General features: G+C 68.5%; 20 protein-coding genes and 1 riboswitch. Of the genes, 15 read left to right on the forward strand and 5 right to left on the reverse strand.

What is annotated here, in order from left to right:
* The first annotated feature begins 342 nt into the window (after positions 1 to 342).
* The 9 genes from H0X95_RS21915 to H0X95_RS21955 all read left to right on the forward strand — a co-directional run bounded on the left by H0X95_RS21915 (position 343) and on the right by H0X95_RS21955 (position 11,463).
* Positions 343 to 1,476 carry a hybrid sensor histidine kinase/response regulator gene (locus tag H0X95_RS21915; RefSeq protein ID WP_059722547.1) on the forward strand — a complete coding sequence of 378 codons (1,134 nt, stop codon included), beginning with the start codon at positions 343 to 345 and terminating at the stop codon, positions 1,474 to 1,476.
* 124 nt (positions 1,477 to 1,600) lie between these two features.
* Positions 1,601 to 3,277, forward strand: coding sequence for a methyl-accepting chemotaxis protein (locus H0X95_RS21920; RefSeq protein WP_012493173.1), 1,677 nt, complete (start codon positions 1,601 to 1,603; stop codon positions 3,275 to 3,277).
* Positions 3,274 to 3,795: a chemotaxis protein CheW gene (locus H0X95_RS21925; protein ID WP_006490979.1), complete on the forward strand. Its 522-nt coding sequence runs from the start codon at positions 3,274 to 3,276 to the stop codon at positions 3,793 to 3,795. Before H0X95_RS21920 ends, H0X95_RS21925 begins: the two co-directional genes overlap by 4 nt.
* Positions 3,792 to 5,213, forward strand: a complete 1,422-nt coding sequence (locus tag H0X95_RS21930; RefSeq protein WP_012493174.1) for a CheR family methyltransferase — start codon at positions 3,792 to 3,794, stop codon at positions 5,211 to 5,213. The genes H0X95_RS21925 and H0X95_RS21930 overlap by 4 nt, the downstream gene beginning before the upstream one ends.
* A 46-nt stretch (positions 5,214 to 5,259) precedes the next feature.
* On the forward strand, positions 5,260 to 5,964 hold the full coding sequence (locus tag H0X95_RS21935; protein WP_059722549.1) for a chemotaxis protein CheW: 705 nt from the start codon (positions 5,260 to 5,262) through the stop codon (positions 5,962 to 5,964).
* A complete protein-coding gene (locus tag H0X95_RS21940) occupies positions 5,961 to 8,270 on the forward strand; it encodes a hybrid sensor histidine kinase/response regulator (protein WP_006497326.1) in 2,310 nt (769 codons plus the stop codon). The genes H0X95_RS21935 and H0X95_RS21940 overlap by 4 nt, the downstream gene beginning before the upstream one ends.
* Positions 8,267 to 9,286: a chemotaxis response regulator protein-glutamate methylesterase gene (locus H0X95_RS21945; RefSeq protein WP_006497325.1), complete on the forward strand. Its 1,020-nt coding sequence runs from the start codon at positions 8,267 to 8,269 to the stop codon at positions 9,284 to 9,286. Before H0X95_RS21940 ends, H0X95_RS21945 begins: the two co-directional genes overlap by 4 nt.
* A 79-nt stretch (positions 9,287 to 9,365) precedes the next feature.
* A riboswitch (Fluoride riboswitch) is annotated at positions 9,366 to 9,469 on the forward strand.
* Between the two features lie 79 nt (positions 9,470 to 9,548).
* Positions 9,549 to 10,790: a voltage-gated chloride channel family protein gene (locus H0X95_RS21950; protein ID WP_059722551.1), complete on the forward strand. Its 1,242-nt coding sequence runs from the start codon at positions 9,549 to 9,551 to the stop codon at positions 10,788 to 10,790.
* A gap of 88 nt (positions 10,791 to 10,878) precedes the next feature.
* Complete coding sequence (locus H0X95_RS21955; protein ID WP_006497323.1) at positions 10,879 to 11,463, forward strand: hypothetical protein; 585 nt, start codon at positions 10,879 to 10,881, stop codon at positions 11,461 to 11,463.
* A gap of 18 nt (positions 11,464 to 11,481) precedes the next feature.
* On the opposite strand, the gene H0X95_RS21960 is transcribed toward H0X95_RS21955, so the two are convergent.
* The 3 genes from H0X95_RS21960 to H0X95_RS21970 all read right to left on the reverse strand — a co-directional run bounded on the left by H0X95_RS21960 (position 11,482) and on the right by H0X95_RS21970 (position 14,850).
* Positions 11,482 to 12,195 (reverse strand): riboflavin synthase, encoded by a 714-nt coding sequence (locus tag H0X95_RS21960; RefSeq protein ID WP_006497322.1) that lies wholly within the window; start codon positions 12,193 to 12,195, stop codon positions 11,482 to 11,484.
* Between the two features lie 151 nt (positions 12,196 to 12,346).
* Positions 12,347 to 12,892, reverse strand: coding sequence for a GNAT family N-acetyltransferase (locus tag H0X95_RS21965; protein WP_080403573.1), 546 nt, complete (start codon positions 12,890 to 12,892; stop codon positions 12,347 to 12,349).
* A gap of 95 nt (positions 12,893 to 12,987) precedes the next feature.
* Positions 12,988 to 14,850: an ABC transporter ATP-binding protein gene (locus H0X95_RS21970; RefSeq protein WP_059722555.1), complete on the reverse strand. Its 1,863-nt coding sequence runs from the start codon at positions 14,848 to 14,850 to the stop codon at positions 12,988 to 12,990.
* 482 nt (positions 14,851 to 15,332) lie between these two features.
* Here H0X95_RS21970 and H0X95_RS21975 point away from each other — a divergent pair, with 482 nt between their 5' ends.
* Positions 15,333 to 16,214 carry a Dyp-type peroxidase gene (locus H0X95_RS21975; RefSeq protein ID WP_012493176.1) on the forward strand — a complete coding sequence of 294 codons (882 nt, stop codon included), beginning with the start codon at positions 15,333 to 15,335 and terminating at the stop codon, positions 16,212 to 16,214.
* A gap of 97 nt (positions 16,215 to 16,311) precedes the next feature.
* Here H0X95_RS21975 and H0X95_RS21980 read toward each other — a convergent pair whose 3' ends face one another.
* Together H0X95_RS21980 and H0X95_RS21985 are read right to left on the reverse strand one after the other, a co-directional pair.
* On the reverse strand, positions 16,312 to 16,713 hold the full coding sequence (locus tag H0X95_RS21980) for an OsmC family protein (protein WP_058902850.1): 402 nt from the start codon (positions 16,711 to 16,713) through the stop codon (positions 16,312 to 16,314).
* Positions 16,714 to 16,811: 98 nt separating this feature from the next.
* Complete coding sequence (locus H0X95_RS21985; protein WP_006487817.1) at positions 16,812 to 17,735, reverse strand: LysR family transcriptional regulator; 924 nt, start codon at positions 17,733 to 17,735, stop codon at positions 16,812 to 16,814.
* A gap of 496 nt (positions 17,736 to 18,231) precedes the next feature.
* Between H0X95_RS21985 and H0X95_RS21990 the strand changes: the two genes are divergently transcribed.
* The 5 genes from H0X95_RS21990 (at position 18,232) to H0X95_RS22010 (ending at position 22,513) form a co-directional block, all read left to right on the forward strand.
* Entirely contained in the window at positions 18,232 to 19,308 is a 1,077-nt protein-coding gene (locus tag H0X95_RS21990; RefSeq protein ID WP_006487833.1) for a helix-turn-helix domain-containing protein, read from the forward strand.
* Positions 19,257 to 20,573, forward strand: a complete 1,317-nt coding sequence (locus H0X95_RS21995; protein ID WP_043205679.1) for an Nramp family divalent metal transporter — start codon at positions 19,257 to 19,259, stop codon at positions 20,571 to 20,573. Before H0X95_RS21990 ends, H0X95_RS21995 begins: the two co-directional genes overlap by 52 nt.
* An 80-nt stretch (positions 20,574 to 20,653) precedes the next feature.
* Positions 20,654 to 21,244, forward strand: a complete 591-nt coding sequence (locus tag H0X95_RS22000) for a phosphatase PAP2 family protein (RefSeq protein WP_059722558.1) — start codon at positions 20,654 to 20,656, stop codon at positions 21,242 to 21,244.
* Between the two features lie 9 nt (positions 21,245 to 21,253).
* Positions 21,254 to 21,490 carry a hypothetical protein gene (locus H0X95_RS22005; RefSeq protein WP_080403574.1) on the forward strand — a complete coding sequence of 79 codons (237 nt, stop codon included), beginning with the start codon at positions 21,254 to 21,256 and terminating at the stop codon, positions 21,488 to 21,490.
* A 234-nt stretch (positions 21,491 to 21,724) separates the two neighbouring features.
* Positions 21,725 to 22,513 (forward strand): SDR family oxidoreductase, encoded by a 789-nt coding sequence (locus H0X95_RS22010; RefSeq protein WP_006497301.1) that lies wholly within the window; start codon positions 21,725 to 21,727, stop codon positions 22,511 to 22,513.
* Positions 22,514 to 22,549 lie beyond the last annotated feature (36 nt).

The raw sequence follows: 22,549 nt of genomic DNA on the forward strand, positions 1-22,549 counted from the left end.
ACCGATCCCGAGCCTTGCAGCGCATGCAAACCTCATGGCGCCGGTCTCGCAAACGTTATCGTCTCTCGAATCCGGAAATGATCTGATTTAACTGTTTCCGTCTCTTTCTGCATATTTGGCAAAACTAAACCGGAAGGAGATAGATGCTGTGTTCTAATTTCATTTAGAATCAGCCGGTTATGTTTATTGAGAGAAAGAATGCGGAGGTAATGCGGTCGTCGACGGGGGAACAAGCGGCGTCCAAAGCCCCGCAAGGCAGTGCCGCCAGGCCAAATCGGCGGAATCAGGCGGGTTTTTCAACTGCCAATATAAGATAGCGTCCAAGTCGGATAAACAACTCCTATGAAAGAATCGATTGGAGATTTGGCGTTTGAAACTGTATTTATGAAAGAATCGAGCAGTGATAATGCCTCGGATTACCTCGAATCGGGGTTATCGGTCCTCCTGGTCGACGACCAGCCGTTCGTCGGCGAGGTGATCCGCCGCGCGTTGCGCAGCGAGCACGACATCGACCTGCACGTGTGCACCGACGCACACCGGGCGATGGCGGTCGCGCGCGACGTGAAGCCGACGGTCATCCTGCAGGATCTCGTGATGCCGGAGATCGACGGCCTCGATCTCGTGCGCGCGTGGCGCGCGGACGCCGGCACCGCCCGCGTGCCGATCATCGTGCTGTCCGCGAAGGAGGAGCCGATCGTCAAGCGCGAGGCGTTCATCGCCGGCGCGAACGACTATCTGGTGAAGCTCCCCGACGCGATGGAGCTGACCGCGCGCATCCGCTATCACTCGAATTCTTACCTGATGTCGCGGCAGCGCGACGAGGCGCTCGATTTCCTGTCGCACGACATGCGTTCGCCGCAGACGTCGATCCTCGCGCTGCTCGACGTCTACCGGACCGAACACGGCGACATGCCGGCGATCATGGAGCGCATCGCCGGCCATGCGCGGCGCGCGCTCGCGCTCGCCGACGGTTTCATCCATCTGACCCGCGCGCAGTCGGAGCGCCGCGCGCACGAGGTCGTGAGTCTCAACGAAATCGTGCTCGACGCCGTCGACCAGCTGTGGGAGAAGGCGGCCGGGCTCGGCTGCCGGGTGATCGCGCACGTGCCCGATACCGAGTGCGTGACGATGGGCGACCGCATGATGCTGACGCGCGCGGTCGCGAACCTGGTCGACAACGGGCTGAAATACGGGCCGGCCGGGATGGACGTACATTGCACGCTGGGCGGCGAGGACGGCGCCTGGCTGATCGGCGTCGAGGACGCCGGCGCGGGCATCGCGCCGGAACAGCGCACGGCCGCGACCGAGTCGTTCGTGCAGCTCGAATCCGCGCACGGCGCGGCGCGCGGCGGCTTCGGCCTCGGGCTCGCGTTCGTCCGCGCGACGGCGGCGCGGCATCGCGGCCAGATCCTGATGCGCAATACGGCGCGCGGCTTCATGGTCGCGCTTCGGCTGCCGGCGCAAGCGGAGCGGTGATTTCGCGGCGCGGCCTGCCGGCGCCGCGCCGCTCGCGAGACCCCGATGCGCTCGTGGCGCGCCACCCGGCGCGCATGCGGACGCGGATTTTTTCAACGCTGAATTTAGAAAGCCCATAACGAACATGGCCACCGTGACGCCCCGCGCGACCAATGAAAGCCTGCATCCGACCATCGGCGCTGGCCGGCTGACGCTCGGCAATCGCATCCTGCTCAGCTTCGGCGTGCTGTTCGTGCTGATGCTGGTGACCGCCGGCGTGTCGTACGAGCGACTGCGCGCGATCAACGCCGAAGCCATCAGCATCGAGCGCGACTCGCTGCCCGGCGTCTACCTCGCGTCGACGCTGCGCGGCTCGGTCAACGAATCGTTCACGCTGCTGCAGCAGGCGACCTTCGTCGATACCGAACCCGAAACCGTGCAGCGCGATCTCGCGAAGATCCCCGACGTGCTGAAGGACATCGAGTCGCTGTCGGTGGACTACCAGAACACGACGTTCCGCGACGACGACCGGCAGCGCTTCGTGGCGTTCCGCGGCGCCTACGATCATTACGCGCCGCTGCTGAACGAAGCGGTGCAGAAGGGCCGCGTGTCGCACGAGGAAGCGGTCGCCGCGTACGCGAAAGTGCTGCCCGCGTGGACCGAGGTCGTGCGCAACGCGAACGTGCTGGTGCAGGAGAACCGCAAGTTCGCCGAGCAATCCGCGAAGCTGATCCGCGAATCGGTGCAGGACACCGAGATCGTGCTCGCGACCGCGCTGGCGTTCGTGCTGCTGTCCGCGCTCGGGCTCGGGTACGTGCTGTACCGTTCGGTCACCGTGCCGATGGCGCGGCTCGTCGAGGTGCACGACGTGATGCGTACCGGCAACCTGACGCGTCGCCTCGATCTGCGCCGTCGCGACGAATTCGGCACGCTCGAGACGGGCTTCAACCGGATGGCCGACGAGCTGACCGAGCTGGTCTCGCGCGCGCAGCAGTCGTCGCTGCAGGTGACGACGTCGGTGGCCGAGATCGCCGCGACGTCGCGCGAGCAGCAGGCGACCGCGAACGAGACCGCGGCGACGACGACCGAGATCGGCGCGACCTCGCGCGAGATCTTCGCGACGTCGCGCGACCTGCTGCGCACGATGAACGAGGTGGCCGGCGTGGCCGAGCAGTCGGCGACGCTCGCGGGCGTGAGCCAGAGCGGACTCACGCGGATGGGCGAGACGATGCGCAGCGTGATGGATGCGGCCGGCTCGGTGAACGCGAAGCTCGCGATCCTCAACGAGAAGGCGCTGAACATCAACCAGGTGGTCGCGACCATCACCAAGGTGGCCGACCAGACCAACCTGCTGTCGCTGAACGCGGCGATCGAGGCCGAGAAGGCCGGCGAGTACGGCCGCGGCTTCGCGGTCGTCGCGACCGAGATCCGCCGCCTGGCCGACCAGACGGCCGTCGCGACCTACGACATCGAGCAGACGGTCAAGGAAATCCAGTCGGCCGTGTCGGCGGGCGTGATGGGGATGGACAAGTTCTCCGAGGAAGTGCGCCGCGGGATGCTCGACGTGCAGCAGGTCGGCGGGCAGCTGTCGCAGATCATCGCCGAGGTGCAGACGCTCGCGCCGCGCTTCCAGATGGTCAACGAAGGGATGCAGACGCAGGCGAACGGCGCCGAGCAGATCACGCAGGCGCTGTCGCAACTGTCGGAGGCCGCGCAGCAGACCGCCGAATCGCTGCGCCAGTCGTCGCAGGCGATCGACGACCTGACGCTCGTCGCGAACCAGCTGCGCACCAGCGTGTCGCGCTTCAAGGTCGACGCGTGACGCGCGCCGATCCGCAGAACGGCGCCCACGCGCTGTTCCTGATGTTCGAGCTCGACGGCGAGCGCTATGCGCTCGACGCGGCCGGCATCGACGAGGTGCTGCCGCTCGCCGTCATGAAGGCGGTGCCCGGCGCGCCGGACTGGATCGCCGGGCTGCTGATGCGCGGCGGGCAGCCGGTGCCGGTGATCGACCTGCCGATGCTGGCGCTCGGGCGGCGCGCGCAGGCGCTGCGCTCGACGCGGCTCGTGATGGTCCGCTGTCGCGCGAGTCACGCCGGCCACGCCGACGGCGAACGCACGATCGGCCTGATCGTCGAGCGCGCGACGCAGACGATGCGGATTGACCGCGCGGCGTTCCGCGTGAGCGGCATCGCGACCGCGCGCACGCGCTGGCTCGGGCGGGTCGCGAACACGCCCGACGGCGTCGTGCAGCAGGTGTCGGTGTCCGACCTGATCGACGACGTCGCACGCCTGTCTCTGTTCGACGGCCTGCCGGGCCACGGGGAGGAGTCCGCATGAACGTGTCCGAATCGCGATTTCGCGGCTGGTTGCTGCGCGAGACGGGCATCGACCCCGATTCGCTCGGCAACGATTTCCTGATGCGTGCGCTGACCGATCGCATCCATGCGTGGCAGGCGGACGGCGAGCGCGTGCCGTCGGCCGCGCGGCCGCCCGTGACGCCGGAAGCGCTCGACGCGTACTGGCAGCAGCTCAACGCGTCGGCCGACGAACGGCGCGCGCTGATCGAGCTGTTCGTCGTCCCGGAAACGTGGTTCTTCCGCGACCGCGAGGCGTTCGCGACGCTTGCGCGGCTGGCCGCCGAACGGCTCGCCGCGATGCCTGGCCGCGTGATCCGCGTGCTGAGCGCGCCGTGCTCGACGGGCGAGGAGCCGTATTCGGCGGCGATGGCGCTGCTGGATGCGGGGCTCGAACCGGCCAGCTTCGCGATCGACGCGATCGACCTCAGCCCGCGCGCGATCGAGCAGGCGCGGCTCGGCTGTTACGGGCGCAATGCGTTCCGCGGGACGGCGACGGAGTTTCGTACGCGCTACTTCACGCCGACCCGCGACGGCTGGCTGCTCGACGAGCGCGTGCGCGCGTGCGTGCAGTTCAGTCACGCGAACCTCGTCGAACCGCTGGCCGATACCGGCATTCGCTACGACTTCGTGTTCTGTCGCAACGTGCTGATCTATTTCGACCGCGACGCGCAGGATCGCGTGATCCGCTCGCTCGACGAGCGTCTTGCCGACGACGGCGTGCTGTTCGTCGGGCCGGCGGAGACGGGTGTCGCGATGCGGCACGGAATGCGCTCGGCGCGGGTGCCGCTCGCGTTCGCGTTTCATCGCGAGCCGGCCGGCGCGGCGGCCGAGGCTGGCGCGGCGCGACCGGTCGCGCCGCTGTCCGCGGCGGCGCCGTATCGGGGCGCGGAGCGCTTCACGATCGCACCGCTCGCCGCGCCGCGCCCGGTGGTGGCCGTCGCGCCGCCCGCCTGGCTCGGCGACGTGCGTCAGCCGTTCGCGGCGGTGCCGCCGCCGGTCGTGCCGGCGGCCGCGATCGACGCCCGGGCCGACCTCGCGCTGGCAACCGCCGGGACGGCCGCCCCGGCCAACGACGGCATCGCGGCGGCGCTCGACGATGCTCCGACGCTGGAGGATGCGCAGGCGCTGGCGAACGCGGGCGCGTTCGACGAGGCCGAGCGTGTGCTCGCGCAGTTCTCGGCGCGCGTCGGCCCGCATGCCGATGCGTTTTATCTGAACGGACTGATCGCGGATGCGCGCGGGCGCGCCGCGGAAGCCGGCGACTTCTATCGCAAGGCGCTGTACCTGCGCCCCACGCATCACGAGGCGCTGACGCATCTCGCGACGCTGCTCGACGTCGGCGGCGATCGTGCGGGCGCGCAATGGCTGCTCGAACGCGCCCGGCGTTCGGCCGGCTGACACGATGACGGAAACGGGATCGACACCGCGATGACCAGAGGAATTCATGAACCGCGACGCCGCTGCCACTGACGACGCGACGCTCGACGTCGACGATTGCTGGAACCGGATCGGCACGCGCGGCGACCGCTCGTGCGAGCGGCTGAACGACTGCCTGCGCTGCCTGAACTGCCCGGTCTACGCGTCGCACGCGGCGAAGCTGCTCGAGCGTCCGCTCGACGTGGCCGAGATGACCGACGTCACGCGCCGGATGAGCGCGTTCGGCACCGCGCAAGCGGGCGACGACGGCGATACGCGCCATGCGGCGCTCGCGTTCCGGGTGGCCGACGAATGGCTCGCGCTGCCGATCGGCGTGCTGCGCGAGATCGCCGGCACGCGCCCGATCCATTCCTTGCCGCATCGCCGCAATTCGGCCGTGCGCGGGGTGGTCAACATCCGCGGCACGCTGCGCATCGCGATCTCGATCGGCGCGCTGCTCGGCCTCGATGCCGGCAAGGCGGGCAGCGGCAGCGACGACGGCCGGTTCACGCGGCTGCTGGTGGCCGCGCACCAGGGCGAACCGGTCGTGTTTCCGGTCGACGAAGTCGAGGGCGTGCTGCGCTTCGGCGCGTCCGACTGGGTGCCGGTGCCCGCGACGGTCGGGCGCGCGAGCGCCGGCCTGTCGCGCGGCGTGCTGGCGTGGCGCGGCAAGTCGGTGGGGCTGCTCGACGACGATCGTCTGTTCGACGCCGTGACACGGAGCATGCGATGAGCGGCGATGACGACCTGAGCCACCTGTCGCTGCTCGAACTGTATCGCGAGGAGACGCGCACGCAGACCCAGGCGCTGTCGGAGCGGCTGCTCGCGCTCGAATCGGGCGAGCCCGATTCCGTCGCGCTCGAGGCATGCATGCGCGCCGCGCATTCGCTGAAGGGTGCCGCGCGGATCGTCGGCGTGCCGCTCGGCGTCGACATCGCCGGGCGGATGGAAGAATGCTTCGTCGCCGCGCAGGCCGGCACGATCGCGCTGACGGCCACGCACGTCGACGTGCTGCTGGCCGGCGTCGACTTGCTGGTGCGCGTCGGCGATCCGCAAGGGCCGCCCGTATCGCAGACCGAGATCGACGTGTTCGCGGCGGCACTGACGGGCGCCGACGGCGCGCAGACGATGCAGGCGCCGGCCGCCGTGCCGCCGCCGATACCGCCGTCGGTCGTGCCGTATCGCGATCACGACGGCGCCGCCAACGAGCCGGTCGGCGCGAGTGCCGCGGTGCCGCCGCTCGCCGTGTCGGGCACGGTGCCCGATCCGGCCCAGGCCGGCCGCGTGGCGGGTGCCGGCGCGATGCGCCGCGTGCGCGCCGATACGCTGAACCGGCTGCTGAGCCTGTCCGGCGAATCGCTGGTCGAATCGCGCTGGCTGAAGCCGTTCGCCGAATCGATGCTGCGCGTGAAGCGTGCGCAGCGCGACGCGGCCCGTTCGCTCGACCTGATGTACGAGCAATTCGCCGACGATCTCGACGCCGGCATGCTCGCGTCGATGAACGAAGTGCGGCACATGCTCAACGACCTGCAGCGCTCGCTCGCCGAGCGCATGGACGAATTCGACCGCTTCGAGCGGCGCAGCACGCATATCGCCGAGCAGCTGTACGACGAGGCGCTGCAGTGCCGGATGCGCCCGTTCGGCGACGCGACCCGCGCGTATCCGCGCATCGTGCGCGATCTCGCGCGCTCGCTCGGCAAGCAGGTGCGTTTCTCGATCGTCGGCGAAGGCACGCAGGTCGATCGCGACATCCTCGACCTGCTCGACGCGCCGCTCGGCCATCTGCTGCGCAACGCGATCGACCACGGCGTCGATTCGCCCGACGCGCGCCACGCGCGCGGCAAGCCGGCCGAGGCGAGCGTCACGCTCGAGGCGCGTCACAGCGCCGGCTCGCTGCTCGTCAGCGTGATCGACGACGGGCCGGGCGTCGACATGGACGCGCTGCGCGCGGCTGTCGTGCGCCAGCGCCTGACCGACGACGAGACCGCCGCGCGGCTGTCCGATCCCGAACTGCTCGAATTCCTGCTGCTGCCCGGATTCTCGATGCGCGACGCGGTGACCGACGTGTCGGGGCGCGGCGTCGGCCTCGACGCGGTGCAGGAGATGGTGCGCGGCGTGCGCGGCGCGGTGCGGATCTTCAACGAGCCGGGCGCCGGCATGCGCTTCGTGCTGCAGTTGCCGCTCACGCTGTCGGTGATCCGCAGCCTGCTCGTCGAGGTCGGCGGCGAGCCGTATGCGTTTCCGCTCGCGCACGTGCGCCGCACGCTCGAACTCGCGCACGACGACATCGACGTGCTCGAAGGGCAGCCGCATTTTCCGTTCGACGGCCGGCGCGCGGGCCTCGTCGCCGCGCACCAGCTGCTCGACGCGGGCGAGCCCGACGTGGCGCGCGCCAGCACGGCGGTCGTGGTCGTCGGCGGCGAACCCGAGCTGTACGGCGTCGCGGTCGACCGCTTCCTCGGCGAGCGGATGCTCGTCGTGCAGCCGCTCGACAGCCGCCTGCACAAGATCCAGAACATCGCGGCCGGCGCGCTGCTCGAGAACGGCGACCCGGTGCTGATCGTCGACGTCGAGGACCTGATCCGCTCGGTCGACAAGCTCGTGCGCGGCGGCCAGCTCGCGCGGCTCACGCGCGATCCGCAACTCGCGCTCGCCGACCGGCGCCGTCGCGTGCTCGTCGTCGACGATTCGCTGACGGTGCGCGAGCTCGAACGCAAGCTGCTGGAAAAGCGCGGCTACGACGTGACGGTCGCGGTCGACGGGATGGAAGGGTGGAACGCGGTGCGCAGCGATGCGTTCGATCTCGTCGTGACCGACGTCGACATGCCGCGCATGGACGGCATCGAACTCGTCACGCTGATCAAGAGCGACCCGATGCTCAAGCGCGTGCCGGTGATGATCGTGTCGTACAAGGATCGCGACGAGGATCGCCGGCGCGGGCTCGATGCCGGCGCCGATTACTACCTCGCGAAGAGCAGCTTCCACGACGAGGCGCTGCTCGATGCCGTGCACGACCTGATCGGAGATGCGCGCGGATGAACATCGGCATCGTCAACGACCTGCCGCTGGCCGTGGAGGCGCTGCGCCGCGTGATCGCGCTGCGTGCGGACCATCGCGTGCTGTGGGTCGCGACCGATGGCGACGAGGCGGTGGATTTCTGCGTCGCGCATCCGCCCGACGTCGTGCTGATGGATCTCGTGATGCCGAAAGTCGACGGCGTCGCCGCGACGCGCCGGATCATGGCGCGCGCGCCGTGCGCGATCCTGATCGTGACGGCGAGCGTCAGCGCGAACACGTCGTCGGTGTACGAGGCGATGGGCGCCGGCGCGCTCGATGCGGTCGACACGCCGACGCTCGCGCTCGGGCTGTCGACCGACGCATCGCCGCAGGCGCTGCTCGCGAAGATCGACCAGATCGGCCGGCTGCTCGAAAGCCGCTCCGTGGCGCTCGTGCCGCCGGGGCCGGCGCCCACGCGCGGACAGCCGACGCTCGTCGCGATCGGTGCGTCGGCGGGCGGGCCGACCGCGCTCACCGCGCTGCTGCGCGCGTTGCCGGCCGATTTCCCGGCCGCGATCGTGATCGTCCAGCACGTCGATCAGGCATTCGCGTACGGCATGGCCGAATGGCTCGACGGCTATACGCGGCTGCCGGTGCGCGTCGCGCGGCAGGGCAGCGTGCCCGAGGCCGGCGCGGTGCTGCTCGCGGCGACCAACGACCATCTGACGCTATCGCCGCGCGGCGTGCTCGGCTATACGCGGCATCCGGCCGAAACGCCGTACCGGCCGTCGATCGACGTGTTCTTCAACAGCGTCGCGGACGGCTGGCAGAGCGAGGCGCTCGGCGTGCTGCTGACCGGCATGGGGCGCGACGGCGCGCTCGGCCTGAAGGCGATGCGGGCGAAGGGCTGCTACACGATCGCGCAGGACGAAGCGACCAGCGCCGTGTACGGGATGCCGAAGGCGGCGGCGGCGATCGGCGCGGCGTCGGCGATCCTGCCGCTCGAACAGATCGCGCCCCAGTTGATCGCGCGGATCGCGCTCGCGCCGCGCGACTGACCGCGCGCCGGGCACGCGCTGTCGCTGCGTGGCGGCGCGGCGCCTGCATTGCGTGCGTGGCGCGGCGTCGCGTACAATGGCGGCCTGCGGAGATGGCATGCCTCCCTGCGGTCGTTGCCGGCGCGTAGCGTGCGGTGCGGCCCTCAACCGCCGGTTTGCCCGGCTGATGATGCCTGCGTGTTCCTGGGTCGTCAGGAGGTCGCAGGCCGTCCACGCGGTATTCTGCCGCCCAGGTTTTGATGTTCCGTCGAATCTGGAAATTATGTTTTTCACGACTTCTGCCGATCTGTTCGCGACCGCGCGCTACGTGTGCCGCTGGCTCGCGCTTTCAGCCCTGCTCGGCGCGCTGGCCGGCACGGCTTCCGCGCTGTTCCTGATCGCGCTCGACTGGGCGACCGGTACGCGTGTCGCGCATCCGTGGCTGCTGTGGGGGCTGCCGGCCGCCGGTTTCGCCACCGGCTGGATCTACCATCGATTCGGCCAGTCGGTCGCGCGCGGCAACAACCTGCTGATCGACGAGATTCACGACCCGAAGGCGCTCGTGCCGAAGCGGATGGCGCCGCTCGTGCTGGTCGCGACCGTCGTCACGCACCTGTTCGGCGGCTCGGCCGGCCGCGAGGGCACGGCCGTGCAGATGGGCGGCGCGCTCGCCGATCGCGTCACGCACGTGTTCCGTCTCGATCGCGAACATCGCCGCGTGCTGCTGATGGGCGGCATCGCGGCCGGCTTCGCGTCGGTGTTCGGCACGCCGCTCGCGGGCGCGGTATTCGGGCTCGAGGTGCTCGCGATCGGGCGCGTGCGGTACGACGCGCTGCTGACCTGCGTCGCGTCGGCGATCGTCGCGGACGTCGTGTGCCGCGCGTGGGGCGTCCATCACACGGCCTATGCGATTCCGTTCGTGCCGGCCGTATCGGCGACCGGGCTGGCCGTGACGGTCGTCGCGGGCATCGCGTTCGGCGTGGTCGGGCGGCTGTTCGCGTTTGCGACGCATGCGCTGACCGCGTGGTTTCGCCGCGTGATCCGCTATGCGCCGCTGCAGCCCGTGCTCGGCGGCCTGATGGTCGCCGTGGCCGCGACCGTGTTGAACGTGCCGCAGTATCTCGGTCTCGGCATCCCGACGATCGAGGCCGCGTTCCACGGCCCGCTGCCGCTTTACGATTTCGCGGGCAAGTTCGCGTTCACCGTCGTCACGCTCGCGTCGGGGTTCAAGGGCGGCGAGGTGACGCCGCTGTTCTACATCGGCGCGACGCTCGGCAATGCGCTCGGCCAGGTGTTGGCGCTGCCGGCGCCCGTGCTCGCGGGGCTCGGCTTCGTCGCGGTGTTCGCGGGCGCGGCGAACACGCCGATCGCGTCGACGATCATGGCGATCGAACTGTTCGGCGCGGATATCGGCGTGTATGCGATCGTCGCCTGTGTCGTCGCGTATCTGTTTTCGGGACACGCGGGGATTTATCGCGCACAGCGTGTGGCGGTAGGGAAGGGCGCGCAGGTGGAGGCGGAGTGACGCAGGGTGGCAGCCGTGGTGCGAAGTCGTTCGAGCGCGGCGGCCCCGTGCGATATCCGGAGTACAAGAATCGACTGACGGACGCTCAATGACACTGGAAGACTTTCTGACCGAAGCGAAGCGCCTCGCCAGGCCGTGCCACGCGTACCGCTTCGCGGCCGGCGGCGAACCCGTCACCGGCTACTGGCATGGGATCGACGCCGGCGCGTCGTGCATCTCTGTGGAGCGCGACGGCGCCTGGCTGAACGTGTATCTCGACGAAAGCGGTACGGGCGGCCGCGTGGAGACTTCCACGCAACCTGTCCGCTCGGATCACCCGCTGTGCCGATCCGGTGCAACGTCGCTTCCGCCCGTCGATGCGGTGTTCCGCTTCGGCTCGGCCGCGATCGGCGCGTACCTCGACGCACACGGCTGGCAGCGCGACTGGGGATTCAACGACAACTTCAAGGGCGCGGCCGCGCACGACTACGCGCGCGAATGGATGGCGCAATGCCCGCTCTACACGGGCGGGGTGGTGGCCGTCACGGGCGGATGGAACATGCCGTGGCCCGACGACGACTGGCATGAACTGACGGACCTCGACCTCGTCCTCTGGACATTCGAGGAGTCGGAGCCGTGGATCGAGGTGTTTTCCGACGGCACCCGGTTCTCGGTGATCCAGCGGATCACCTAGCACGGTGGAAATTCGCCGTTACTGCTTCGGCAGCCGCGCGACGTTGCGCGCCAGCAATTCCTCGATATCGATGCCTTTTTCCGCCAGCAGCGCGGTGACGACGCCGTTCAATTCGCCGAGCGTCTCCTTGACCGATTCCCGGATCGTATCCACGACGACCTGGGTGCTGCGTTCGATCTCGATGTTGACCTTGTCGTTGACGCCCTTCGCATCGAACGTGGTCGCGCGGCGCGTTTCGGGAATCAGCCAGACCTCGAACCAGCCTTCGTCGCGATTGACGTCCGACACGGTGAGGCTGCAGCCGTTGATCGCGATGTAGCCCTTCGCGAACACATAGCGCTTGAACTCGGCCGGCACGCCGATGCGGATCATCCGGTTGTGTTCGGACGATGCGATGTGCACGATGGTCCCCGTGAAATCGACGTGACCGGACAGCGGATGCCCGCCGATCTCCGCGCCGTCCTTCGCGGCCCGCTCGACGTTGACGCGCGCGCCGGTCGTGAGGTCGGCCAGCGTGGTGATCCGCAGGCTCGGCAGCATCACGTCGAAGTCGATCAGCACCGGCGAATGGATGGTCGTCACCGTCAGGCACACGCCGTCGACCGACACGCTCGCACCGATCTCGATATCGTCGGTGAACCGCTCGGGGAATGCGATGCTGAACGTCCTCAGCTCGCCGTGATCCTTGATGGCGTTGATGGTGCCAACACCCTGAACAATGCCTGTAAACATGGTCTGCCTTTCGTCGCGAATTGCCTGGCCGACATGATAAGTGATCCACGGGAGGGGCGCGTGTCCGCGGCGGTCTGACGGCGGCAGGCCGCTTTCATGGAAGTCCCCGCCATGGGCCGGATCACTACGAACAAGGTCGATCGTCGCGAGTTTACCGCCTATGCCTGCCCGGGCTTTCGCAGGTCACCGGTGCCGGTATCTGATAAACGACCGACACGAATTTCGGGGTCTCGCCACGGCCCGTTACAGTGCCGCCGAGGGACTCGGCGATACGTCGGCTCGGATGGTTCTCCTCGGCAACGGGATAGTTGAAGCGCCGGACGTTGAGCGTCACGCACGCCCATTCCACGACGAGCCTGACCGCCTCTCGTCCGATCCCTTCGCGATGCCGATCTTCGCGGATCCAGACGCCCAGTTCCGGGATGGCCTGCTTGACGTGATGAATCCCCACCAGGCCGAGGAAGGTTCCACCGTCGCGTTGTCGAATCACGAACACGTAGTCTGTGCCGTCGGTTTGTGCATGCAGCCACGTCTGCCAGACGCGATCGAAACTTTCCCTGTTCGCCGGAGGGTCCCAGCCCATATAGCGAGTCAGCGACGGCGTAATGCATGCAAGCGTCGCATCCGCGTCGTTCGCCGAAAACGGTGCGAGCGAAAGGCGATTCGATTCGATACGGGTTTCGTCCGGTTGAAACATCATTTCCTCGTCGTGCGTCGATCACGCCAATCGGATCGCCGGCATGGCCCGGCGATTGAAGCCATGTCGCCGGGTCATGTGACGACCTGCCTGCATCAAACCTCCGCCGGCTCTCCCAACGGCCCGGCATCGCGATCGGCCACGCGCCGCGGCGAATCGGCGAGCCCTTTCGCCAGCTCCAGCGCCTGCCGCTCGAACAGCCGGCGGTAGATGCCGCCGTCGATGCGGATCAGCGCGTCGTGATTGCCTTCCTCGATCACCTTGCCGCGATCGAGCACCAGCAGCCGGTCGAGCGAGCGCACCGTCGACAGCCGGTGCGCGACGACGAGCGTCGTGCGGCCGACCATCAGCCGCTCCATCGCCTGCTGGATCAGCAGCTCGCTTTCGCTGTCGAGGCTCGACGTCGCTTCATCGAGGATCAGGATCGGCGCATCGGCGAGGAACGCACGCGCGATCGCGACGCGCTGGCGTTCGCCGCCCGACAGCTTGATCCCGCGTTCGCCGACCAGCGTGTCATAGCCGTCCGGCAGTGCGACGATGAAGTCGTGCGCGCTGGCCAGGCGCGCGGCGCGCTCGATGTCCGCGCGGCTCGCATCGGGGCGTGCATACGCGATGTTCTCCGCGAGCGTGCGGTGAAACAGCACGGGCTCCTGCTGGACGATCGCGATCTGGCTGCGCAGCGAATCCTGCCGCACCTGCGCGATGTCCTGGCCGTCGATCGTGATGCGGCCGCCCGACACGTCGTACAGGCGCTGGATCAGCTTGATGAACGTCGTCTTGCCCGACCCCGAATGGCCGACGAGGCCCACGCGTTCGCCGGGCGCGATCCGCATCGAGAAATCGTCGTACAGCGGCACCGGATGGTTGCCGTAGCGGAACGTCACGTGCTCGAAGCGGATCTCGCCTTGGCCGATCCGGATCGCCGGCGCGCCGGGGCGATCGTCGATGCCGAGCGGCTGGCGTTCGAGCGCGACGAGTTCTTCCATGTCGTTTACCGAGCGCTGCAGGTTGCGGATGTGCATGCCGACGTCGCGCAAATAGCCCTGCAGCATGAAGAACATCGTCAGCGCGAATGCAATGTCGCCGACGCTCGCTTCGTTGTTCACCCACAGCCGCAGCGCGACGCCGATCATCGCGGCCTGCATCGCGACGAGCATCGCACCCTGCAGCCCGCCGTTGAACGTGCCGCGCACCCACGTGCGGCGCGTGCGCTGCCGCCACTTGCCGATCACGCGCGCGAGCCGCGCTTCCTCGCGCGTTTCCGCGCCGAACGCCTTGACGACCGCGTTGCAGCTCACCGCGTCGGCGAGCGCGCCGCCCATCCGCGTATCCCACAGGTTGCCGAGCCGCGCGGCCGGCGCGACGATGCCGAGCGACACCGCGACCGTCACCGCGATGTACAGCAGCGAACCGGCGCCGACGACGAGCCCCATCACGGGCCAGTGCGTGCCAAGCAGCACGGTCGCGCCGACCAGCATCGTGACCGACGGCAGCAGCGCGATCAGCACGGTGTCGTTGAGCAGGTCGAGCGCCCAGATCCCGCGGGTGATCTTGCGCACGGTCGAGCCCGCGAAGCTGTTCGCGTGCCAGTCGGTCGAGAAGCGCTGCACGCGGTGGAACGACGCGGCGGCGATCTCGCTCATCATCTTCAGCGTGAGCGTGATGATGTTCAGGTAGACGCCCTGGCGCAGCACGGTCGCGCCGATGCCGAGCGCGGCGAGCGTGCCGAACGCGGCGAGGGCCGAATGCCACGCGGCGGCGCGGTCGGTCAGGCCGGTCGACAGCGCGTCGACGAGGCGGCCGGCGAACAACGGCGTCAGGACGTCGGCGAGCGCGGCGAGCAGCGCGAGGCCCGCGACCGCGGCGATGCGCGCCGGCTGCTTGCGCCAATAACGAATGGTGAAGCCGAAGACGGCCTGGAATGCATGGCCGCCCAGATGGGAGGTTTTTCTGGTCATGTATCGTTGCCCGGCGCATCGCGCGACGGGGCTTTCCGGTTCGGAGAACGTCGAAAACGCAACAGCCGGGCCGCGCGAAACACGCGGGCGGAACGAAACGGGCTGTCGGGAAAAGCGCGGCTGACGGGTCAGCGGAAAACTCGGGAGCCGGCGCGGACGGCGGGCTGGATCAGCTGCGCCGTGGGACCACGTTCGGGAAGGTGGCTGGCATTCGGAACATCTGCACCTCCCTGAAGTGAACGGTTGAAAGGACGCCGAAAAGACGTGCAAGGATTCTATCAGGACAGCCGCGCACGCTGCAACGTCTGACGAATGCGGCGTTGCAGCGTCGATACGGTTAGTATTCGGGGTTTTGGCCCCTTTTCGCGGACGTTGTGCGCTGGCAGACCGGGGCCGGCGCGCGCATCGATTACACTTGCGCGTCCGCGGCGCGCGACGAGGCGGCCCGTACAGATTCACTTCGAACCATTCCCGAGGAAACGATGAGCGACGTTCAGCAAGGCATCCTGGCTCCGATCGATACGGCAGCGCGATACCTCACTTTCACGATGTCGAACGACGGCAATGTCGCGGCGGCGCTGGCCGCGCTGCGCGAGATCGTCGACGGACGCGACACGGTCGTCGGTTTCGGGCACGCGCTGGCTGCATACCTCGGCCATCCGGTGCCGGGCCTGACCGACTACCCGGCGTTCGCGGTGAACGACCGCACGCTGCCGATGACGCCGGCCGACGTATGGGTCTGGCTGCGCTCGGACGATCGCGGCGAGATCGTGCTGCGCGCGCGGGCGATCGAGCGCGCATTGGCGCCGGCGTTCGTGCTGCAGGAGGCCGTCGACGGCTTCCGCTATTCGAACGATCGCGACCTGTCCGGCTACGAGGACGGTACCGAGAACCCGGAAGGCGACGACGCGGTGGCCGCGGCGATCGTGACGGGGCAGGGCGCGGGGCTCGACGGCGCGAGCTTCGTCGCGGTGCAGCAGTGGCTGCACGACTTCGACCAGATGGAGCGCATTGCGTCGGGCGACATGGACCACATCATCGGGCGCCGCCGGTCGGACAACGAGGAACTCGACGACGCACCCGAATTCGCGCACGTGAAGCGCACCGCGCAGGAAAGCTTCGAGCCCGAGGCGTTCATGCTGCGCCGTTCGTCGCCGTGGTCGGACGCGCGTCGCGCGGGCCTCTACTTCGTCGCGTTCGGCTGCTCGTTCCGCGCGTTCGACGTGCAGATGCGCCGGATGAGCGGCGCGGAAGACGGGATCGTCGACGGCCTGTTCCGCTTCACGCGGCCGCTGACGGGCGCGTATTTCTGGTGCCCGCCGATGAAGGACGGCAAGCTGGACCTGTCCGCGCTCGGACTGTAAGCGCCGGGCGGGATCGATGAACGGGCGGGGCGCGCACGGATGCGCGCCCCGCCCGTTTCGTTTGTCAGGCGGCAGACCGGACGGCCCGCCGCGTGCGTCAGTTCAGCGTCGTTTCGATCCGCGTGCCGCGCTTGATGAACTGCGTCACCGGGGTTTTCTCGCAGATTTCCGCGAGACGCTGGCGTTGCGCATCGTCGAGCGGGCCGTCGAGCGTGACGACGCGGCGCACGTATTGCACACCTTCGCGATCGGCATGCAGCTCGGTGCGCACGGCGATGCGCGCGGCCGGCCACGTCTTGCGCTGCATGTACATGCGCAGCGTCGCGGCCGTGCATTGCGCGAGCCCGGCCAGCACGAATTCGTATGGCGCCGGCCCGCGATCCTGGCCGCCTTCGCGCGGCGCTTCGTCACCGGTCAGCGCATGCGTGCCGGCCTGCAACTGGACGACGTAGTTGGGCGCGTCGGCATCGAGGACGGCGGCGGCGTGGATGAGCGACATGGCAAGTCTCCGGTAAGCGGATCAAGGAAAGCGGGCGCCGCATGGCGGCGTGCAGCCGTCAGCATACCGTCCCGTTCGCGCGGGCGCCTGCTGCGCTGCTACGCGTCGGCGATGCCGGCGCTGCTGCGCACGAGCGCGGCGATGCGTTCGCGCACCCACTGATGCGCGCGATCGGTGTCGCGCGATTCGTGCCAGTACGCGAGCAGCGGAAACGGCTTGAGCCGCAGCGGCAGCGGTCGCACGACGATCGGCAGCAGCGCGGCCATGCGCAGCGCATAGGTGTGCGGCAGCGTGACGAGCAGGTCGCCGGCCGCGGCGATCTGGCAGGCGGCGAAATAGTGCTGGCACGTGAGCCGGATGTCGCGGAAGCGTCCGTCGTTGCCGAGCAGGACGTCGAGCGATTGCGGCTCGCCGAGCGACGACACGGCGATATGCTGCGCCGCGAAATAGTCGCTGCGTCGCAGCGCGTCGCGCGCGAGCGGATGATCGCGGCGCAGCGCGACGACGAGCGAATCGTCGAGCAGGTGTTCGGTGGCGATGCGCGGGCCGGTCTGTACGCGCCGGTCGACGACGAGGTCGAGATTGCCCGAAGCGAGCTCGCGCTCGATGTCGGATACCGCGATGCGCCGGCTGACGAGCCGCAGGCCCGGCGCTTCGTCGGCGAACGCGGCGACGATGCGCGGCAATGCGATGGATTCGAGCACGTCGCGAATGCCGACCGCGATGCTCAGGTCGAGCGTCGCGGGATCGAAGGCGGCCGGATCGCGCGCGGTGCCTTGCAAGCCTTTCAAATGCAGCTGCACGTCCGCGATGATCGACCGCGTGCGTTCGGTCGGCACCACACGGTTGCCCTGGCGCACGAACAGCGGATCGTCGAAATGCGCGCGCAGCCGGTTGAGCGCATGCGTGACGGCCGGCTGCGTGAGATGCAGCGCGCGGGCGGCCGCGCCGATGCCGCCGTGCACGTAGACGGCGTCGAGCACGCGAAACAGGTTCAGGTCGAGACGGTGAGCGGCGGGCACGGAGCGCGGGCGGCGTGGTGAAGGACGATCGATTCTAAAGGATGTGCAGGCAACGGATGCGCCGGTTGACATGCGCGGCGATCGCGCGCGTTCGATGCGTGTCGATGCCGTTCGGGCCGATACGCGAACGTCTGTTTTGCCGATGGACATCGCCCTCGAATACGCCTGTCATTACCCCCGTCATTGCGGATGACGGCCGCAATAATCGACCGCATCGCATACGCGATTCTGTGCCGGCATACCAGCGGCGGGCAGCAGCCTGTAGTAATCCGCCATCATGCTGTCCCCGTCGGCCATTTCGCGCCAAAGGCGCTACCCGTTCGGCTAAGATGCCGTCGCTTCATATTTCGGGATAGCCGTCCTGTCGCACGCATTCAAACCAAATATAAGCCTGACAGTTCGACGGTATTAGAAGAAGTCGAACAAGTCGGGGGCTTGGCCAGTGAATGCAGCAGATCAGCGGTGGGTCGTTATCTATTTGAGTACGGGGTTTTCGTTGGCCCAGGCCGCGCGCCTCGGCGAAGCTTTCAATCTGGCGAATCGCCTGCACGCGTACAGCGCGGATTACCAGCTGAAGTACGTCTCCGAAAGCGGGGGACTGTTGCAGTCGTCGTCCGGCGTGCGCATCGCGGCCGATCCGCTCGGCGACGAACACAGCCGCCGGGCGCTCGCGTTCTTTCATCTTCATGGCGAGCGCGCGGCCGTCAACTGGGACGACGCCTTGCAGCGGCGCCTGACCGACATTCGCCGGCATGCGCGCTGGATCGTCGACGCGATGGATCTGCCCGCGCTCGCCGCCACGCGACGGCCCTCGTCGGCGATCGACGTGCGGCCGGGCAGGGCCGCGCGCCGCGCCACCACGACGATCGAATTGCAGGCCGGCGAGACCGACGTGTTCGCCGCCGCGCTCGACATGTTCCGCGTCGACCTCGGCGACAGCGCCGCGCAGGAGATCGCCAGCAACATGATGCGGCCGGTCGAGCAGCGCTATGCGCAGTCGATGTGGGCGTTCCGCGAACTGAGTGCGAGCCCGTCGATCCGGATGTCCGCGCAACGGCTGCGCGCGCAGAGCGTGAACCGCATCTCGATTGCGAGCGCCGCGCAGGCGGCCGCGATGAGCGAGCGCAATTTCCTGCGGCGCTTCAAGAAGGAAATCGGCGTGACGCCGACCGAGTTCGTCCAGCACGTGCGGCTCGAACGGGCGTGCCACATGCTGATCCATACGACGCTGCCGGCCGACAAGGTCGCGCGGCGCACCGGCTTCGGCAGCGGCGAGCGGCTCGCGAAGCTGTTTCGGCAGCGGCTGCTGATGTCGCCGACCGAGTTTCGCGTCGCCGAGCGGGAAAAGATCCTCGCGCAGGGCGCGGCGTCGCCCGTTCCGGACGAAGGACGAGCCGCCGCATGTTGCGACGGCGACGGCGACGTTGACGGAGCGGGGTGCGACGCGTGCGTGGTCGCGCACGATAAAACGGGACGGATACCCGTAAAATCGACGGATCGCGATCTCGATTCCCGGTTTCCATGCCCTTCCTCCCCACTACCGCCACCGCCCCTTTCTGCCCGTCGGAAGTAAAGGGCAGCATCACGATCGACGCCGCCGCGCCGCGCTGGCAGAAGCTCAGGCGTTTCTTCGGCCCCGGCCTGCTGGTCGCGATCGGCTACATGGACCCCGGCAACTGGGCGACCGATATCCAGGCCGGCTCGCAGTTCGGCTATTCGCTGCTGTGGGTCGTCGCGTTCTCGAGCCTCGCGGCGATCTTCCTGCAGATGCTCGCGGCGCGGCTCGGTCTCGTCGCGGGCAAGGATCTCGCGCAGGCCAGCTACGACCGCTACGGCCGGTTCGGCCGCGTCGTGCAGTGGATCACGGCCGAGGTGTCGATCATCGCGTGCGACATCGCGGAAGTGCTCGGCTGCGCGCTCGCGTTCAAGCTGCTGCTCGGCGTGCCGCTCGCGTGGGGCGTCGTGCTCACCGCGCTCGACACGGTGATCGTGCTCGGCCTGCAGGGCAAGGGGTTCCGGCAGATCGAGGCGATCGTGCTCGGGCTGATCGCGACGATGGCGTTCTGCTTCGTCGCGCAGGTGGCGATCACGCCGCCCGACTGGCATGCGGTGGTCGGCGGGCTCGTGCCCGGCGATCCCGGTCACGACCGCAAGGACGCGATCGTGCTCGCGCTCGGCATCGTCGGCGCGACGATCATGCCGCACAACCTGTATCTGCATTCGTCGGTCGTGCAGACGCGGCACGTCGTCGGCGGTGCGCGCGGCGTGATCCGCGACACGCTGGCGCTGGTGCGCATCGATACCTGCGTGTCGCTGTTCGTCGCGATGCTCGTCAACGCGGCGATCCTCGTCGTCGCGGGCGCGGCATTCCATGCGACGGGCCAGCACAACGTGACCGACATCGAGCAGGCGTACCGGCTGATCACGCCGATCGCCGGCGGTGCGGCCGCGCTGTTGTTCGGCATCGCGCTGCTCGCGTCGGGTCAAAGCTCGACGCTGACCGGCACGATCGCCGGCCAGGTCATCATGGACGGCTTCCTGCATACGAAGATCCCGTGTTACCAGCGCCGGCTGATCACGCGCGGGCTCGCGCTCGTGCCGGCGCTGATCGGCGTGCTGTGGCTCGGCGACGGCTCGGTCGGGCAACTGCTCGTGTGGAGCCAGGTGCTGCTGAGCCTGCAGTTGCCGTTCGCGATGTGGCCGCTGATCCGCTCGGTCAGCGATCGCCGCACGATGGGCGAGCACGCGATCGGGCGCGGGATGCAGGTGGCCGCGTGGGCGCTGTTCGCCGTGATCACCGGCACGAACCTGCTGTTGATTACCGGTGTCGCCGGTTGATACAGCCTGTCACAGGCTGACACAGGCACGCTGCGTGCCTGCGGTAAACTGCGGTCTTTCGATCGTCTCCGAAGTCCATCATGTGGAGTGAAATCAGCAACATCGGCGATGCCGCGCTGACCCTGCCGATCGCGTTGACCTGCGCGGCGTGGCTCGCGCTGACCGACTGGCGCCTCGCCGCCCGCTGGGGCGTGCTGCTGGCCGCCGGGATGGGCGTCGTCGGCGCCACGAAGATCCTGTATGCCGGCTGCGGCATCGAGCTTGCGCAGTTCGATTTCCGCGTGATCAGCGGCCATACGATGCTGTCGACGTCCGTATGGACGGTCGCGCTGTCGATGCTGTGGCAGGCGTTCCGGCACGGCAAGGCGCCCGGCATCGCGGCCGGGCTGGCCATCGGCGCGATCACGGCCGTTGCCCGCGTATTCGATCACTCGCACACCGTGCCGGAAGTCGTCGTCGGCTGGGTGCTCGGCGCGCTGGTCGCGCTGGTGTTTCTGCGCGGCTACGACGGCGTGCGGCAGCGCGCGTTCTCGCCGCGCGTCGCGGCGGTCTGCCTGTTGCTCGTGTCGGGTATCGCGTACGGGCACCGTGCGCCGTTCCAGCAGATGATCGACACGCATTCGCCGCAACTCTGCGCGTTCGTGCGCGCGCCGTCGGGCGACGGCTTCTGACGGTTGCCGATGGCGGGCGCTGCGGCCCGCTTTCCTGCCGCCGGCGTTCGTCCGGCGCTTTCCGGCGCGGTGCAGGATTCGACGCCGGATCATCTTCTCGATGGCTTCCTCGCCCACGCGGAACGCAACGCCCGTTATCCCGATAATCGACGAGCCGACGCAGCCCATCCGACCGGTCGCGCCGTGCTGTTCGCGCATGGGCGCCGGTACGTTCGGCTCATGAACGGTGCCTATGGCCGGGCATAACGAATATTCATTTCATCGATCGGCGGCATTCGCGTACGCTGGCTGTCGTTCGAGCGCGGGCGCGCCGCCCGGCCGGTCCGGCGCGCGCCGCGTTCATCTCGATATACTCCCGGAATCCGTGCGGCGCGCCGTCATGTCGGCGCAGCGGCGACCGGCGCACGTCGGTTGGCAGCGACACGGAAACCCCGTCGCGGCAGCGTTCCGCGACGACGATTCACGACAGGAGCTGGTCACATGACAATCGTTTCTTCGCGCCTCGCTGGCAAGTGCGCATACATCACGGGCGCCGCCGGCGGCCTCGGCCGCGCGATCGCGCGCCGGATGGTCGAGCAGGGCGCGCGCGTGTTCCTGACCGACATCGCGGAAGCGGCGGTGCTCGACGCGTTCGCGCAGGAACTCAACGCGGGCCACGCGACACCGGTCGCGTTCGCCGCGACCCAGGACGTGCGCGACGAAGCGCGCTGGCAGGCGCTGCTCGCGCAGGCGACCGATGCGATGGGCGCTCTGTCGGTGCTCGTCAACAATGCGGGCGTCGGCTCGATCGGTTCGCCCGCGCAAATCGAGCTGGACGAATGGCGCCGCGTGATGGCGATCAACGTCGAGAGCATCGTGCTCGGCTGCAAGCACGCGCTGTCGTATCTGGCCGAGAGCCATCCCGCGTCGATCATCAACATCTCGTCGGTCGCCGCGTTCAAGGTCGAGCCGGATTTCACCGCGTACAACGCATCGAAGGCGGCGGTCGCGTCGCTGACGAAGTCGATCGCGATCGACTGCGCGCGGCGCGAGATCGACGTGCGCTGCAATTCGATTCACCCGGCGTTCATTCGCACGGGAATCGTCGAGCCGCTGTTCCAGTCGCTCGGCGAACGCGACGCGACGCGCAAGCTCGCGCGCGGCATTCCGCTGCGCCGGCTCGGCGAGCCGGACGACGTCGCGCATGCGGCCGTGTATCTCGCGTCCGACGAGAGCCGTTTCGTGACGGCCGCCGAACTCGTGATCGACGGCGGCATGTGCGCGGTCTGACGCGCATCCCGAATTACAACGATTGGAGGAGTACAT

This window comes from Burkholderia sp. 9779_493, from assembly GCF_015712215.1.
GTDB classification, from domain to species: Bacteria; Pseudomonadota; Gammaproteobacteria; order Burkholderiales; family Burkholderiaceae; genus Burkholderia; species Burkholderia cenocepacia.

Coding starts and splice junctions, on each gene's coding strand:
- H0X95_RS21995 (WP_043205679.1), top strand. CDS start 19,257: ATGCCCTTCCTCCCCACTACCGCCACCGCCCCTTTCTGCCCGTCGGAA.
- H0X95_RS22005 (WP_080403574.1), top strand. CDS start 21,254: ATGGCGGGCGCTGCGGCCCGCTTTCCTGCCGCCGGCGTTCGTCCGGCG.
- H0X95_RS21955 (WP_006497323.1), top strand. CDS start 10,879: ATGACACTGGAAGACTTTCTGACCGAAGCGAAGCGCCTCGCCAGGCCG.
- H0X95_RS22000 (WP_059722558.1), top strand. CDS start 20,654: ATGTGGAGTGAAATCAGCAACATCGGCGATGCCGCGCTGACCCTGCCG.
- H0X95_RS21940 (WP_006497326.1), top strand. CDS start 5,961: ATGAGCGGCGATGACGACCTGAGCCACCTGTCGCTGCTCGAACTGTAT.
- H0X95_RS21965 (WP_080403573.1), bottom strand. CDS start 12,892: ATGTTTCAACCGGACGAAACCCGTATCGAATCGAATCGCCTTTCGCTC.
- H0X95_RS21930 (WP_012493174.1), top strand. CDS start 3,792: ATGAACGTGTCCGAATCGCGATTTCGCGGCTGGTTGCTGCGCGAGACG.
- H0X95_RS21935 (WP_059722549.1), top strand. CDS start 5,260: ATGAACCGCGACGCCGCTGCCACTGACGACGCGACGCTCGACGTCGAC.
- H0X95_RS21915 (WP_059722547.1), top strand. CDS start 343: ATGAAAGAATCGATTGGAGATTTGGCGTTTGAAACTGTATTTATGAAA.
- H0X95_RS22010 (WP_006497301.1), top strand. CDS start 21,725: ATGACAATCGTTTCTTCGCGCCTCGCTGGCAAGTGCGCATACATCACG.
- H0X95_RS21975 (WP_012493176.1), top strand. CDS start 15,333: ATGAGCGACGTTCAGCAAGGCATCCTGGCTCCGATCGATACGGCAGCG.
- H0X95_RS21960 (WP_006497322.1), bottom strand. CDS start 12,195: ATGTTTACAGGCATTGTTCAGGGTGTTGGCACCATCAACGCCATCAAG.
- H0X95_RS21945 (WP_006497325.1), top strand. CDS start 8,267: ATGAACATCGGCATCGTCAACGACCTGCCGCTGGCCGTGGAGGCGCTG.
- H0X95_RS21970 (WP_059722555.1), bottom strand. CDS start 14,850: ATGACCAGAAAAACCTCCCATCTGGGCGGCCATGCATTCCAGGCCGTC.
- H0X95_RS21980 (WP_058902850.1), bottom strand. CDS start 16,713: ATGTCGCTCATCCACGCCGCCGCCGTCCTCGATGCCGACGCGCCCAAC.
- H0X95_RS21950 (WP_059722551.1), top strand. CDS start 9,549: ATGTTTTTCACGACTTCTGCCGATCTGTTCGCGACCGCGCGCTACGTG.
- H0X95_RS21920 (WP_012493173.1), top strand. CDS start 1,601: ATGGCCACCGTGACGCCCCGCGCGACCAATGAAAGCCTGCATCCGACC.